This window comes from Umezawaea endophytica, from assembly GCF_025061645.1.
In the GTDB taxonomy this organism is placed as follows: domain Bacteria; phylum Actinomycetota; class Actinomycetes; order Mycobacteriales; family Pseudonocardiaceae; genus Umezawaea; species Umezawaea endophytica.
Window position 1 is genome coordinate 92,534 of the sequence record NZ_JANYMP010000005.1, and the last position, 13,948, is coordinate 106,481.

The window sequence follows — 13,948 nt, forward strand, 5'->3', positions numbered from 1 at the left end:
CCACGGCCGGGAGGGCTACGGCGCCCAGGGCGCCGCGAGGGTCCAACCGCTGTCCGCCGTCAGCGTCTGCGGCCGGTTGAAGCCGGAGTCACCGCTGCCGGAGGCCACGAACACCTGCGACTCGAAGTGCCGCAGGTACGAGCCGGGCAGGTTGAGCGACTCGAACGTCACGCCCGTGCCGCCCACGCCCGGTCGGGCGCAGAACGTGGCGTCGTCGCGGAACAGCGCCGAGCCGTCGTTCGGCGAGTTCCGCACCCGGCTGGAGGCGTGCCGCAGGAACTGGTTGGGGAAGTTCACCGACTCGAACGAGTAGCACGACGAGTCGGCGAGGCCGCGCCGCACGGTGTACGTGGCGTCGGCCTTCAGCGTGGCGCTGCTGCCGCCGCCCACGATCTCCGTGTAGGCGAGGCTGTCGGCGTGCCGCAGGTAGCGGTCGGTGTGGCCCCACGTGGCGACCCGCAGCGACTGGCGCACGTTCGTGGCCAGTTGCACGGAGCTGCGCCACAGCGCCGGGTCGGTCGTGCCCCACGTCGAGTCGGCGGCGAAGCCGGTCGCGGAGTCCCAGGCGTTGGGGCCGCCGCTGCGCGCCAGGTAGGCGTTGTCCGCGTAGTGCCGCAGGTAGGAGCCGGGGAAGTTCAGCGACTCCAGCGACGTCCCGCCCGCCGCGAGGCCGGGACGGGCGCACCACGTGGCGTCGGAGTTGAACGAGCCACCGGTGCTCGCCTCCACCCGCACGCGGCTGTCGGCGTGCCGCAGGTAGCGGCCGGGCAGCGTGACCGACTCGAACGAGTAGCAGCGCGCGTCGGCCAGGCCCGCCACGGTCCGGAACGACGCGTCCTGGCGGTCGCCGTCGGCGCTGGCCGCGCTGATGACGTCCGTGCGCCCCACCGAGTTGGCGTGCCGCAGGTAGCGGTCGGTGAAGCCCGGAGTGGTCACCCGGAACGACCGGACGTGCCCGAGGGTGAAGTCCACCGGGGAGTTGAGGTTGCGCGAGGCGTTGATCAGGTCGCCGTGCGCGGCCCGGAGCTGGTTGGTGTCGACCTTCTGCACCTGGCGGTCGTAGGTCAGCAGGCCGTTGTACTCGCCCTCGACGTCGGTGATCTCCGTGTAGACGTAGGCGGAGACGCCCTTGGTGGTCATCAACTGCTTCACGTCGCGGACCATGCCGGTGTAGCGGTCGTTGAGCTGCGCCGCGCTGAACACCTGCTCGTAGGCGAAGTACTGGCCGTTCGGGCTGTACTCGTGACCGGGGTTGCGCAGCCCGATCCCGCCGAACTCGCCGAGCACGGAGACGCGGGTCGACGACGGTCGTGGCGCGTCCGGTCCGGTGTAGATGTGCCAGTCGATGATGTCCCCGGTGCCGGGATCACCCTTGGAGGCGCAGCAGTTGAAGCCGCTGTGGGCGTTCACCAGCCGGGTCGGGTCGTAGTTCTTCAGGTCGGTGGTGACCCGTCGGGTGTCGGCCAGGTTCCACTCGCCCCAGCCCTCGTTGAACGGCACGTAGGTGATGACGGCGGGCGAGAACCGGTGCTCGTCGACGATCTCGCGGGCCTCGGTCTCGAACTGCGCGATCTGCGCCGCCGTGCGGTTGGCGTCGAACGCCGGGGTGGACGGGACGTCCTGCCACACCAGCAGGCCGAGCCGGTCCGCGTGGTAGTACCAGCGCGCCGGTTCCACCTTGATGTGCTTGCGCACCATGTTGAAGCCGAGGTCCTTGTGCTTCTGGATGTCCGACGCCAGCGCCGCGTCGGTCGGCGCGGTGTACAGGCCGTCCGGCCAGAAACCCTGGTCCAGCGTGCCGACCTGGAACACGAACTCGCCGTTGAGGGTCGGGCGCAGCACGCCGTCGACGAGCTTCGTGCCGACCTCGCGCATGCCGAAGTAGTTCACCACCTGGTCGACGGTCGCCCCGGACCCGTTGCGCAGCGAGACGCGCAGGTTGTAGAGGTACGGGTCATCGGGCGACCAGCGGCGGGCGTTCGGCACCGGCACGGAGAACTCGGTGAACCCGCCGGTGGCGCTGCCCACCACGGACGTCCCGGCCATCGCCTCGGCCAGCACGGTGTGCCCGGCGGTGTTGCCGCGGGTGAAGACGCGGACCCTGGCGGTGTTGTTCGACAGGTTCGGGTAGACGTCGACGGAGAACACCGACGTCGCCGCAGTGGGTTCCAGCCACACCGTCTGCCAGATGCCCGACGACGGCGTGTAGAAGATCCCGCTGGGGTTGTTGACCTGCTTGCCGATCGGCTGCTTCTCACCGCGCCCGTCGGTCGGGTCGTAGACCCGCACGACGATCTCGTTCGTGCCGCCGTTCAACTGCGGGGTGACGTCGACCTCGAACCGGTCGTAGCCGCCCTTGTGCGTGGTGACCTGGGTGCCGTTGACCCAGACCGTCGCCTCGTAGTCGACCGCGCCGAAGTGGAGCTGCACGCGCCTGCCGTTCCACGCGGGCGGCACGGTGAACGTGCGCCGGTAGAACATCAGGTCGCGGTTGTCGTTGCGCATGATGCCCGACAGCGCCGACTCGATCGGGTACGGCACGAGCACGCGTTCGGGCAGCGTCTGCCCCAGCGGCGGCGCCGCGTTGCGGTTCACGTTGCCCGCCCCGTCGGTCGCGGGGTTGAGGAACTGCCACTCGCCGTTGAGCGACTGCCAGTCCGTGCGGAGCATCTGGGGGCGCGGGTAGTCCGGCAGCGGGTTGGTCGTGGACACCTGGTTGGTCCACGGGGTGGTCAGCGGCGGTGTCTTCGGCACGACGGCGGAAGCGCTGGTGGCGGTGGTGGCGACGAGGCCACCGGCCAGGGCCAGCACAGCCACCGCACAGGCGGCGAGGCGGCGCATCGAACTCCTTCAGGGCAGGGAGGCGCGCGGAAGCAGCACACCACCCCGGCTCGACGGCTTCGGTGACGTGCGGAGTCCGTGCGGTGGAGAACGTCGGGAACACAGGGGAACGCGGGCCTGCACCCCGCCTCGGAGCAGCACCTCCGTGGCGAGTGTGGCGAACGTAACATGAGACATTGCCAAACGGAACAACTCAGAAACAATCATCAATCAACAGGTGGAATGGGACGTACCCGACGGATCGCCGAACCCTCACAGCCCGGCCCGGTCGAGGAGGTCGCGCATGGCGTCGGACGGGAGGGCTGGATTCGTGGAAGCGGCCTCGGCGACCTCCTGGTCCTCGTCGGCCAGCAGGGTCAGCAGCACCGGGACGGGGAGGTTCCGGTGGCGGGCGACGGCGCCCCGGACGGACGCGTCGGTGTCCCTGGCCAGGGCCGTGAGCACATCGGCGGGCAGGTCCGGCCCCCGTGCGGCGAGGGAGCGACGACGGGGGTTCTCGGCGACCGCCAACCTGGTGAACGCCTCCGGCGGGAAGTTGGGGTGCTCCACCAGGAGCGGACGGTGCTTGAGCGCCTCGCCGTGCTCCGCGACCAGTGCTTCGAGCACGGCACCGGGGGTGTCCGATCGCTGCGCAACGGTCCGTCGCACCTGGACGTCCTCGTGCGAGTGCAGGCGTCGCACCACGTCCTCGGGCAGATCGGCGGACATCGCGGCGCACAGCCGGAAGCACGGGATCGGCGAGTCGAGGTGGGCGACGCGCTCGGCGAGCGGGAGGTGCGCCTCGGCTGTCAGTTCGGCGTAGGACGCCACGGCCTCGCGGGTGGCTTCGTCGGCCAGCAGGCCTGCGTGCAGGTCGACGGGAGCGGGTGGGTGCGGGTACCCCGCCGCGGCCTTCCGGACGCCCGCGTCGGGATCATCCAGCAGCTCTCGCCGCAACGCCTCGGGCATGGCGACCCACGAGTTCGCGACAGCAGCGCGCCACAGGGGATCGCCGTCACGGGCCTGGCCGACGAGCCCGCCCGGACCCGCGTGCTCCGCGAGTTCGTCGGGCGTGACCCGATCTCCGACGCCCACGCTCTGTTCGAGGAAGTCGTCGACGCCGCTGACGGCAGGGCCAGGATCCGGAGCAGGACGTCGGGGATGGCCGTGTCGTGCCTGGGGTGTGTCAGGGCGAGACCCTGACCATTCGCGGAAACACCGACAGGGGGTTGTCGTGTACGCCCGCGATCGTGGGTCGGGTCGGGAAGTGCCCGGCACGACGTGAGGGGAACGGCATGCCTGCTGTGAACGGGATCGGGTGGTTCGAGGTCGGGACTGATGAGCCGGAGGTCGCGCGGCGGTTCTACGGGGAGGTGTTCGGGTGGACGGTCGCGCGGGACGACAGCAAGAGCACGGATCCGGCGTACCAGGTGTTCAGCACGGGTGATCCGAACGGGTTGCGGGGTGGGCTCTTCGACACCAAGGGGGCGATGCCCGGTTACGCGGTCTTCACCGTGCTCGTGGACGACGTGGCGGCGGCGTGCGCGCTGGCCGAGAAGGCGGGTGGGAAGGTGCGGCGGGCGCCGGAGGTCAACCCGGTCGGGGTGACGTTCGCGCACCTGCTCGACCCGGCGGGCAACCACTTCGCGGTGTTCACGCCCCCAGCGTGAGCCGCTGGAGGACGCCGTAGCGGATGTCGAGGTCCTCGCCGCGCAGCGGGCGCGGCGGGGGCACCTCGGTGGTGGCCGAGATCGACGTGATCCGGTCGGTGCGGAACGCCCGGCGCGCGTCGCGCAGCCTGCACCAGCCCACCAGGTACCAGTGGGTCTCCTTGCCGACGTACCCGAGCGGCTCGACCTCGCGCGTCGTGACGACACCGTCCCGGTCGGCGTAGCCGATGCGCAGCACCCGGCGGGCGGCCACCGCGTCGGCGACCGCGTGCGGCACCGGCGGCGCGGCGGCCCCGTCGCCCAGCAGGTGGAAGCGCCCCGCCAGGTCGTGGGCCGCCGCGGCGTCGTCGGCCCGCATCGCCGCGACGAGCTTCCGCAGCGCCGAACCGGCCGTCACCCGGAACGGCGTGTCCTCCATGCGCCGCAACGCCAACGCCATCGCGACGGCCTCGTCCGGCGTGAGGTTGACCGGCGGCAGCGTGCGCGCCTTGTCGACGCAGTAGCCGCCCGTGCGACCGGGCTCGGCGTAGATCGGCACCCCGGACTGCTGCAACGCGCTGATGTCCCGCTCGACCGTGCGCGCGCTGACCTCGAAGCGGTCGGCGAGCCAACGGGCGCTCCTGGGCCGGGGCGCGACGGCCCGCAACTCCTCGACCAGCGCGTAGAGGCGATCGGTGCGGTTCACGCCGACCAACCTAGTCCCACGCGGCCTTGGCACAGGTCGGAGAGGTTGTTCGGCACTTGGTTGATTATCCGCGCGAGGGCGAACGTGAACAACGGTGCGCGGCTAGAACTGTTGCTCGCACGATGCGACCGGTTCACATTTCCCACAGATGGAGTTGATGGATGTTTTCCCGAAGGCGTACCAGGGTTTTCCTGCCCTTCATCGCCACAGCGACACTCCTGACCACACTCACCTCGCCCGCCATAGCCGAGGACGCGGTTCCTCTTTCCGCGTCCCAGGCACACGATCTCGTCAGCAGATACCTTGAAGATCGCGCGTTCAGGGTGACGAAGGAGGCGGACAGGGCAGGATCGAACGCCGCCCTGACCGCGGTCCCGTTGACCGCCGACATGAAGCAGCGCCTCGACGTCCAATCGCATGACCTGGACAGCGTTCGGGACTACACAGCACGCGGCCCGGTGCGCGGCTACGTGGGATTCGACGTCGACGTCGCCATCGACCGGATCACTGCCGCCAAGCCGACCGAGGTCGACGTGCAGGCCACCGAAGTCACCAAACTATTCTTCGGGCACGGCGACCCCAGGGCGCCGCAATTCGAAGGATACCGACTCCAACACGACTTCACGTTCATCAAGGTGAACGACACCTGGACCCTCGGCAACGCTAACCCGCACCTCAAGACAGGTCCTCCTCCACCCACCCAGGCCGGCGCACCGAAGAATCCTTCCGGCACCGTCCGGGTCGAAGAAAAATCAACCCCTCTCCCACCGGCGGGCGTCACGACCGCACGACAAGCACGCGCCGTGCCGAACGCGGACAAGTCGGGCACGTTCGGGAAGAACGCGAGCATCACGCCGTACGCGTACAACTACCAGGCCATGTGGGACTACGCGATTCGCTGGTTCCAGAAGCCCTACAACTCCTGGTACCGCGAATTCCCGAACGACTGCACCAACTTCATCTCCCAGATCATGGCCGCAGGCGGCTGGCAGCAGACATCGGGTTTCGCGTCGGACAACTCCAAGTGGTGGTACGACATCCACACCCAGACCTATAGCTGGGCCGGAGCGCACAACTGGGGACTCTTCGCGCAGGTGTACTCGCACCGCACCTCCCCGCTGGACTACGTCTACCAGATGCTCCAGACCGATGTCCTCCAGGTCGACTGGGATCACCCCGACGAGCAGCCAGGGGAAGAAGAAGGAAATATCGACCACACCATGTTCGTCAACGCGATCCTGGGTGAACCAGGGGCCGCGGAAGAAGTGTTCCTGGCCTATCACACCACCGACCGGTGGAATGTCGCCTTCTGGAGCACGCTGCTGCCGCAGACCGAACCGAGGGACGTGTGGTACGCCCACCGCACCTAGAGGACGTCCGACAGCGCGGTCACACCAGCACGGCCACCAGCGCCGTGATCAGCAGTCCGACGTAGGCGACGGCGTGGGCCCTGTCGGGGATCGGGGGTAGCAGTCTCCGCGACAGGGCGATGGTCGGCAGGGAGCCCGCCAGCAGGGCGGTCGCGGCGATCGGGTCGACCACGCCCGTCGGGCCGGGGGCGGTCAGGTAGATGGCCGTGGCGATGACCGCGACCGGCAGGCTGAGCGGGTTCGCCATCGCGGTGGCCTCGGTCATCGGCAGGCCGCGGCGGCGCAGCAGCGGCACGGTCATCACGCTGCCGCCCACGCCGAGGAAGCTCGCCACCACGCCGATGCCAACGCCGCCCGCCGTGGTCGTGACCCGCCCCAGCGGTCGGGGCGTGCCGCCGTGCAGGAAACCGCGCCGCAGCACGCTGTCGAGGATCGTCACCACCAGGTACGCCGCGAACAGCGCGTGCAGCAAGGAGTCCGGGGCCGCGGTGGCGGCGAGCGTGCCGATGACCGCGCCGACGGCGACGTAACCCGCGAGCGGCCACAGGTAGTCGCGCCGCAGCCTGCCCGAGCGGTGCAGGGAGAGGGTGGCGGCGAGCGAGTTCACCACCATCACCGCCGCCGACGTCCCGACGGCGACGTGCATCGCGTCCGGCCCGGTCGCGGCCACCGCGTACACGACCGGCACGGTGACGAAACCGCCGCCGAACCCGAAGAGGACGGTCGTGACGCCGCTCAGGCAGCCGAGCGCGAACAGGACCACGATCGTGGTGAGCACGTGCGTCGACGCTACCGCTGATCAGCGCGGGCCTCCATCTGGCCCTAGCGTGGGCCCGATGCGACTCCCCGCCTCGGACCGGCCGACCCGCTGCCTGGTCATGGGCGCGACCGGCTACCTCGGCTCGCTGCTGGTCCCGGCGCTCGTCGCCGCGGGCCACGACGTGAGCGCGCTCGTGCGGTCGTCGGGTTCGCTCCCCTCGCCGGTCACCGTCCACCGGGGTGACGCCACCGAGCCGAGCGCCGTGCGGGCCGCGCTGGCGGGCGTCGACGTGGCGTACTTCCTCGTGCACTCGCTGGACCGGGACGACTTCGCCGACGTGGACCGCCGCGCGGCGACCGTGCTGGCGGCGGAAGCGGCGGCGGCGGGCGTCCGGCAGGTCGTGTACCTCGGTGGTCCCCGGCCCACGGCGGAGGCCGTGTCGGAGCACCTCGCGTCACGGGCGGAGGTCGGCGACATCCTCACGGGCGGGAGCGTGCCCGCGCTGGCGTTGCAGGCGTCCATGGTCATCGGCCGCGGCTCGACCAGCTTCGACCTGCTCGGCACGGCCCGGCTCTCGCCGTGGGTGCCGGTGCCGCGGTGGATGCGCAACACCAGCAGGCCGGTCGCCGTCGCGGACGTCGTGCACTACCTCCTCGCCGCCGCCGACCTGGAACGGCCGGTCACCGGCACGTTCGACGTGTCCGGCCCGGAGGCGCTGAGCTACCTGGCGCTCGTGCAGCGGTACGCCCGCGTGACGGGTCTGCGCGTGCGGTTCCCCGTGCCCGCGCCGCTGTGGTCGCACGGCTTGGCGGCCAAGCTGACCGGTCTCGTCACGGCGGTCCCGTCTGCCGTCGCCAGGCCACTGTTCGAGTCGCTCGACCACGACCTGGAGCCCACGAACGACGACGTCACCGCCGTGCTGCCCGCGCCGCCCGGTGGGCCGACGACCGTCGACAACGCGATCCGCGACACCCTGGCGGGCTCCGGTTCCCCGACCGCGTCCGCGACCCCGTTCGTCGACGAGCTGGTCGTGCCGTCCGCCGCAGGCCCCGACGAGGTCTGGCGCACCATCACCGGTCTGGGCGGTGCCAACGGCTGGCGCACGATCCCGCTGGTCTGGACCCTGCGCGGCGCGCTCGACCACCTGGCGGGCGGCGTCGGCCTCTACCGGGGCCGGGCGCCGGAGATCACCGACGGCGACGTCGTCGACTCGTGGACCGTGCTGCACCGCGACGACGACGCCCGCCGCCTGGTCCTGCGCGCGGACATGAGGATGCCCGGCCACACCGTCCTGGAGATGGGCGTCGAGCGGCACGACGGCGGCACGCGCTACCGCCAGAAGATCACGTTCACCCCGGACAACCTCGCGGGCAGGCTCTACTGGCAGGTGCAGAAGCCCCTCCACGACGTCGTGTTCACCACGATGGCCCACGGGATCGCCCGCAGTTCCTCGTCCGAGGGACCACGGGCGGTGGTCGAGGCCCTGCGCGACGCCGCGAACCACGTGGCGGCGCGGCTCAGGTAGCCGGGTCCTTGACGGCGGTGATCATCACGACCGGCGCGAAGGCGGGCAGGTCGACGATCGGCACGCCCTTCCCGGTCACGACGTCCGCCGAGCCGAACCGGGCGCGCACGGTGTCGAGCACGTCGACGCCGGTCCACCGCGCCACCCCGCGGTAGACCAGCCCCAGCACCCGCCCGACGCCGCGGGACGGCAGGCGCACGTCGGGGGCGAAGAGCCGCCCGCCCGGACGCAGTGCCCGGTGGACGGTGTCGACGACGGCCGGGACGTCCTGGGTGGCGCTGATCGAGAACGAGGCGAGCACGGCGTCGTAGGAGTCGGGCTCCAGCTCGACCGCGGTCGCGTCGGCCTGCCGGACCTCCACGTTGTCCCAGGCACGAGCGCGGAGGGCCGCCTTGGCGACCATCTTCGGGCTGTAGTCGACGGCCAGCACGTGCCCGTCCGCCCCGACCGCCCCGCGCAGCACGGGCAGGTGCGGACCGGTGCCGCAGCCCAGGTCGAGCACGCGGTCACCGGGACGGGGCGCGAGGCTGGTCAGGATCAGGTCGCGGAAGTCCTGGCGCACGAGGACCTTCTCCGCCACTGTCATGGGCAAGCCGCTGTACCGGTTCCAGTAGGACAGGTCTCGTGGCACGGTGTCCTCCCCCTCCGTTTACGATGCGGTCGCATTGTAACCAGTTTCACAATGCGACCGCATTGGAAAAAGGGGGATCATGCCGAAGAGGATCGACCACGACCTGCGTCGACGTCAGATCGCGGAAGCCCTGTGGCGCCTGGTGGCCGCCAACGGGATGGAGGCGGTCAGCCTGCGCCAGGTCGCCGCCGGGGCGGGGGTGTCCATGGGGATGGTGCAGCACTACTTCACCGACAAGGAGGAGATGGTGCTGTTCGCGTTGAGTTCGCTGACCGAGCAGGTAGGGCGCCGCGTCGGGGAGGCGCTGGCCGACCAGGACGACCCGCTCCAGCGGGTGCGCGCGGTGCTGGTGCAGACGTTGCCGCTGGACGACGAGCGCCGACTCGAGGCGCGGGTCGCCGTCACCTTCCTCGCACGGGCGCCGGTGGACGAGAAGATCGCCGCCCACCTGAGGTCCGGCTACGCCGAGGGGCACGCCTACCTGGTCGAACAGTTGCGCGCCGCCGGGGTCCCCGACGCCGAGCAGGAGGCGTTCAGGCTCGTCGCGCTGACCGACGGGCTCACCGCGCACACCCTCGCGGGGCACCACGCGCCCGCCGAGGCGCTCGCCGTCCTCGACGAGCACCTGGCCCGGCTCTGACGCCGGAGCCTCAGGGCTCGCGGTTCGCCGTGGGCTCCTCCATCCCCGGCAGGGGCTGGTCCTGGGCGGGGGTGGGGGCGGTGCTGCCCTGGTCGATGACCTCGCTCAGGTACCGCATCACCACGGCGATGGTGGCGGCGACCGGGACGGCGAGGAACGCTCCGGCGATGCCGTAGAGGCTGCTGCCCGCCGTCACCGCGAGCAGGACGACCGCGGCGTGCAGGCGGAGGCTGCGGGACTGGAGGATCGGCTGGAGGACGCTGCCCTCCAGTTGCTGCACCACCACGACGATCACCAGCAGGATCACCGCGGCCGTGACGCCGTTGCTGACGAGGGCGACCAGGACGGCCACGGCGCCCGCGATGAAGGCGCCGACGATCGGGATGAAGCCGCCGAGGAACGTCAGCGCGGCCAGCGGGATGGCGAGCGGGACACCCAGGACGAGCATGCCGATGCCGATGAGGACGGCGTCGACGAGGCTCACGATCGCCTGGGTGCGGATGAAGTCGCCCAGCGTGGTCCAGACGCGTTCCAGCACGACGGTCAGGTGGCCGCCCGCGCGGTCGCCGACCAGGCCGCGCAGCCACGGCGTGAACCGCGGCCCGTCCTTGACGAACAGGAAGGCCAGCAGCAGCGCCAGGATGCCGGTGACCAGGCCGGACGTGACCGTGCCGACGCCGGTGATGAGGCCGTTGGCGATCGAGCCGACGCTGGCCTGGAGCTGGTCGGTGCCCTGTTGCAGGAGCTGGTCCAGCTTGCTGTCGGCCAGGTTGAACGGGGGCCCGGCCAGCCAGTCGCGCGCCTGCTGGATGGCCTCGGACGCGCTGCTGGCGATGTCCGGGACGCCGGAGGCGATCGACACCGAGATCAGCGCCAGCACACCGCCCAGGACGGCCAGTCCGACCAGCAGCACGATCGACGCGGCCAGCGCCGGGGCCAGTCCGCGTGAGCGCAGCCACCTGGCGGGCGGCCAGAGGACGGTGGTGATGAGCAGGCCGAGCAGGACCGGCATGACCACGACCCAGATCTTGCCGATGAACATCCACAGCAGGACCACGCCCACCGCGATCAGCGCCAGCCGCGTGCTCCAGCGCGCCGACCACATCAGTCCGTGACCGATGGCCTCACCCCGGTCGGTCCAGCGACGGTCTCCAGCGCCCACGGTCTTCGCCTCTCCCCCGGCGACGCGCGCACGCCGCTCGGGTGCAGCCTGCCAGACCACCAGTGCGCACGCGGTTCAGGCGGGCGGTGATCCGGACACCGGTCCCGCCGCGAACGTCCGGTGTGCGACTCGACGACCGGCTCAGGGCGATGGCGATGCACGCGACCGCGCGGTGGACCGTGCGCTACGGCGAGGGCCTGCGGTTCGCCGGGACGGACCTGCCCGCGCCGCGGGTGGTGCGGGCGCCCACGCGGCACGGATCGGTGCGCGTGCACGTCTACCGGGCCGGGGAACGGCGCGACCCGGCACCCGCGCACATCCACTTCCACGGCGGGGCGTGGCTCATGCGGTACCCGGCGATGGACGACTGGTGGTGCCGCTACCTCACCGCCACGACCGGGGCGACCGTCCTCAACGTCGACTTCCGCACCGCGCCCTACGTCGTGTACCCGGTCGCCCAGCGGCAGTGCCACGACGTGGCCGCGTGGGCCGCCGCCGGGGGCGGCGACCTGCGGCTGGACGGCGAGCGGATCACCGTGGGCGGGTTCTCGTCCGGCGGCGGGCTCGCGGCGTCGGTGTGCCTCCAGGCCCGCGACGCCGGCTCGTTCCGCCCCGCGCTCCAGGTGCTCGGAGTGCCCGCCCTGGACATGGCGGGCGACCTCCCCGAGCACGCGACGGGGATGATCTCCACCGACCTGCGACGGTTGGTCCGGCGCGTCTACTTCCCCGACGTGGCCACGCGGTCACACCCGTACGCGTCCCCTGTGCTGGCCGACGACCTGTCGGGGCTGCCGCCCGCGCTGGTGCTCACCGGCGAGCGCGACGTCCTGCGGTCCGACGGTGAGCGCTACGTGGCACGGCTGCGGGAGGCGGGGGTGCCCGCGACCCTGGACGAGACGCCGGACGTGGACCACTACTTCCTCACCGAGGACCCCCGGCGGGCTCGCCGGACGATGGCGATGGTGGCCGACGCCCTGGTGCTGGCGACCGAACGGCCGTAGCGGTCAGGCGCGCAGACCGCGAACCAGTGGGCGGACCGGCCGCTACGAATCGCCGCACGTCCGCGTCTCGGCGGGGCAGCGCTTGCCGGAGCCCACGGCCTTCGCGGCGACGGCGATACCGGTGTCCAGCCGGTCCCGGACGTCCGCGAGGTTGACCAGCATCAGGTCGACGCGCTCCCGTTCCTCCTGGAGCAGGGCGAGCACCTCCGGGGTCACGCCGTCGGAGCCGAGGTGCGGCAGGATCGCGCGGATCGACCTGCTGGCCAGCCCAGCGGAGTAGAACTGCTGGATCATCCAGACCTGGTCCACCGCGGTGTCCGGGTAGTGCCGGGTGCCGCCCGCGCTGCGCTCGGCGGCGAGCAGCCCCTGCTCCTCGTAGTACCGGAGGGCCCGCACGCTCACGCCCGCCTTCGCGGCGAGTTCGCCGATCCGCATCCCGACCTCCTCTGTGGCCCCGCTCACGAACCCTTGCATCTGACGTCAGCGGTAGATCCTAGCGTAGCGGGTGACCCACTCGAAGGAGATCGATTCCCGTGAAAACCCGTGCGGCCCAAGCACTTTCCCGTCCGATCACGCTGGGCGGGCTGACCGTCCCCAACCGGATCGTGATGGCCCCGATGACCCGCTTCGCCTCGCACGGCGGGGTGCCGCCCGAGGAGCTGGCCGCCTACTACGCCCGGCGCGCGGCGGGCGGGGTGGGGCTAATCATCACCGAGAGCACCTACGTCGACCACCCGTCGGCCGGGCAGGCGGACAGCGGGTCCCGGATCTACGGCGACGCCCCGCTGGCGGGCTGGTCACGGGCCGTCGAGGCCGTCCACGCCGAGGGCGGCCTGATCTTCTCGCAGCTCCAGCACGTCGGCATGGTCCGCAAGGACGGCGACCCGCCGCACCCCGAGGCTCCCGCCGTCAGCCCTTCCGGCGTGCCGATGGACGGCGTCCTCGACGCCTCCGGTCGACCCGTGGACGGCAACCCCCGCGCGGGACGCGCGATGACGCGGGACGACATCGACGACGTCGTCCGGGCGTTCGCCGAGGGAGCCGCCACGGCCGAGCGGCTCGGCTTCGACGGCGTCGAACTGCACGGCGCGCACGGCTACCTCATCGACCAGTTCCTCTGGTCGCGCTCCAACCGCCGCACCGACGGCTACGGCGGTGGCACCGCGTCCCGCGCCCGGTTCGCCGCCGAGGTCGTCGCCGCCGTCCGCGGCGCGGTCTCCCCCGGCTTCCCGATCGTCGTTCGGCTGTCCCAGTGGAAGAACAACGACTTCGACGCCCGCACCTTCGAAACCCCCGACGACTTCGGCACCGTCCTCGGCAGGCTCGCCGACGCGGGGGCCGACGCCTTCCACGCCTCCACCCGCCGCTACTGGCAGCCCGCGTTCGACGGCTCCGACCTCAACCTCGCGGGCTGGGCGAAGAAGCTCACCGGCAAGCCCGCGATCACCGTCGGGTCGGTCGGCCTGGACAACGAGTTCTGGGACAGCCTGAACGGCGGGGCCGTCACCGCGGCGGGCATCGACGGGCTCCTGGACCGCCTGGAGGCCGACGAGTTCGACCTGGTCGCTGTCGGCAGGCCGCTCGTCGCCGACCCGGCGTGGGCGGCCAAGATCCTCTCCGGCCGGGAGGACGAGGTCGTCGCCTTCACCCCGGCGGCGCTGGGCACGCTGCACTGACGCGGCAC

At 71.5% G+C, this 13,948-nt stretch carries 13 protein-coding genes; 6 read left to right on the forward strand and 7 right to left on the reverse strand.

Annotated features, from left to right (window positions below; genetic code table 11):
* Nucleotides 1-15: 15 nt before the first annotated feature.
* Together NZH93_RS12715 and NZH93_RS12720 are read right to left on the reverse strand one after the other, a co-directional pair.
* Nucleotides 16-2,841, reverse strand: coding sequence for an AbfB domain-containing protein (locus tag NZH93_RS12715; RefSeq protein WP_259623233.1), 2,826 nt, complete (start codon nucleotides 2,839-2,841; stop codon nucleotides 16-18).
* Between the two features lie 252 nt (nucleotides 2,842-3,093).
* Nucleotides 3,094-3,915 (reverse strand): hypothetical protein, encoded by an 822-nt coding sequence (locus NZH93_RS12720; protein WP_259623234.1) that lies wholly within the window; start codon nucleotides 3,913-3,915, stop codon nucleotides 3,094-3,096.
* Nucleotides 3,916-4,115: 200 nt separating this feature from the next.
* Here NZH93_RS12720 and NZH93_RS12725 point away from each other — a divergent pair, with 200 nt between their 5' ends.
* Nucleotides 4,116-4,490 carry a VOC family protein gene (locus NZH93_RS12725; RefSeq protein ID WP_259623235.1) on the forward strand — a complete coding sequence of 125 codons (375 nt, stop codon included), beginning with the start codon at nucleotides 4,116-4,118 and terminating at the stop codon, nucleotides 4,488-4,490.
* Here the strand turns inward: NZH93_RS12725 and NZH93_RS12730 are convergent.
* Entirely contained in the window at nucleotides 4,474-5,175 is a 702-nt protein-coding gene (locus NZH93_RS12730) for a helix-turn-helix transcriptional regulator (RefSeq protein WP_259623236.1), read from the reverse strand. The genes NZH93_RS12725 and NZH93_RS12730 overlap by 17 nt on opposite strands.
* A gap of 161 nt (nucleotides 5,176-5,336) precedes the next feature.
* Between NZH93_RS12730 and NZH93_RS12735 the strand changes: the two genes are divergently transcribed.
* The gene (locus NZH93_RS12735; RefSeq protein WP_259623237.1) at nucleotides 5,337-6,545 is read left to right on the forward strand and encodes an amidase domain-containing protein; all 1,209 of its coding nucleotides are present in this window, start codon (nucleotides 5,337-5,339) and stop codon (nucleotides 6,543-6,545) included.
* Between the two features lie 19 nt (nucleotides 6,546-6,564).
* Here NZH93_RS12735 and NZH93_RS12740 read toward each other — a convergent pair whose 3' ends face one another.
* Nucleotides 6,565-7,323 (reverse strand): sulfite exporter TauE/SafE family protein, encoded by a 759-nt coding sequence (locus NZH93_RS12740; RefSeq protein ID WP_259623238.1) that lies wholly within the window; start codon nucleotides 7,321-7,323, stop codon nucleotides 6,565-6,567.
* Nucleotides 7,324-7,381: 58 nt separating this feature from the next.
* Here NZH93_RS12740 and NZH93_RS12745 point away from each other — a divergent pair, with 58 nt between their 5' ends.
* On the forward strand, nucleotides 7,382-8,830 hold the full coding sequence (locus NZH93_RS12745) for a DUF2867 domain-containing protein (RefSeq protein ID WP_259623239.1): 1,449 nt from the start codon (nucleotides 7,382-7,384) through the stop codon (nucleotides 8,828-8,830).
* Here NZH93_RS12745 and NZH93_RS12750 read toward each other — a convergent pair.
* Nucleotides 8,823-9,461, reverse strand: a complete 639-nt coding sequence (locus NZH93_RS12750; RefSeq protein ID WP_259623240.1) for a class I SAM-dependent methyltransferase — start codon at nucleotides 9,459-9,461, stop codon at nucleotides 8,823-8,825. The two genes, NZH93_RS12745 and NZH93_RS12750, sit on opposite strands and share 8 nt — an antisense overlap.
* A gap of 79 nt (nucleotides 9,462-9,540) precedes the next feature.
* On the opposite strand from NZH93_RS12750, the gene NZH93_RS12755 reads away from it, so the two are divergent.
* The gene (locus tag NZH93_RS12755; protein WP_259623241.1) at nucleotides 9,541-10,101 is read left to right on the forward strand and encodes a TetR/AcrR family transcriptional regulator; all 561 of its coding nucleotides are present in this window, start codon (nucleotides 9,541-9,543) and stop codon (nucleotides 10,099-10,101) included.
* A 10-nt stretch (nucleotides 10,102-10,111) separates the two neighbouring features.
* Here the strand turns inward: NZH93_RS12755 and NZH93_RS12760 are convergent, their stop codons facing one another.
* Nucleotides 10,112-11,263, reverse strand: a complete 1,152-nt coding sequence (locus NZH93_RS12760; protein ID WP_259623242.1) for an AI-2E family transporter — start codon at nucleotides 11,261-11,263, stop codon at nucleotides 10,112-10,114.
* Between the two features lie 86 nt (nucleotides 11,264-11,349).
* Here NZH93_RS12760 and NZH93_RS12765 point away from each other — a divergent pair, with 86 nt between their 5' ends.
* Nucleotides 11,350-12,264 (forward strand): alpha/beta hydrolase, encoded by a 915-nt coding sequence (locus NZH93_RS12765; protein WP_259623243.1) that lies wholly within the window; start codon nucleotides 11,350-11,352, stop codon nucleotides 12,262-12,264.
* Nucleotides 12,265-12,306: 42 nt separating this feature from the next.
* On the opposite strand, the gene NZH93_RS12770 is transcribed toward NZH93_RS12765, so the two are convergent.
* Complete coding sequence (locus tag NZH93_RS12770) at nucleotides 12,307-12,699, reverse strand: MerR family transcriptional regulator (RefSeq protein ID WP_259623244.1); 393 nt, start codon at nucleotides 12,697-12,699, stop codon at nucleotides 12,307-12,309.
* Between the two features lie 98 nt (nucleotides 12,700-12,797).
* Between NZH93_RS12770 and NZH93_RS12775 the strand changes: the two genes are divergently transcribed.
* Nucleotides 12,798-13,940, forward strand: coding sequence for an NADH:flavin oxidoreductase (locus NZH93_RS12775; protein WP_259623245.1), 1,143 nt, complete (start codon nucleotides 12,798-12,800; stop codon nucleotides 13,938-13,940).
* Nucleotides 13,941-13,948 lie beyond the last annotated feature (8 nt).

Coding starts and splice junctions, on each gene's coding strand:
- NZH93_RS12715 (WP_259623233.1), bottom strand. CDS start 2,841: ATGCGCCGCCTCGCCGCCTGTGCGGTGGCTGTGCTGGCCCTGGCCGGT.
- NZH93_RS12725 (WP_259623235.1), top strand. CDS start 4,116: ATGCCTGCTGTGAACGGGATCGGGTGGTTCGAGGTCGGGACTGATGAG.
- NZH93_RS12735 (WP_259623237.1), top strand. CDS start 5,337: ATGTTTTCCCGAAGGCGTACCAGGGTTTTCCTGCCCTTCATCGCCACA.
- NZH93_RS12745 (WP_259623239.1), top strand. CDS start 7,382: ATGCGACTCCCCGCCTCGGACCGGCCGACCCGCTGCCTGGTCATGGGC.
- NZH93_RS12755 (WP_259623241.1), top strand. CDS start 9,541: ATGCCGAAGAGGATCGACCACGACCTGCGTCGACGTCAGATCGCGGAA.
- NZH93_RS12770 (WP_259623244.1), bottom strand. CDS start 12,699: ATGCGGATCGGCGAACTCGCCGCGAAGGCGGGCGTGAGCGTGCGGGCC.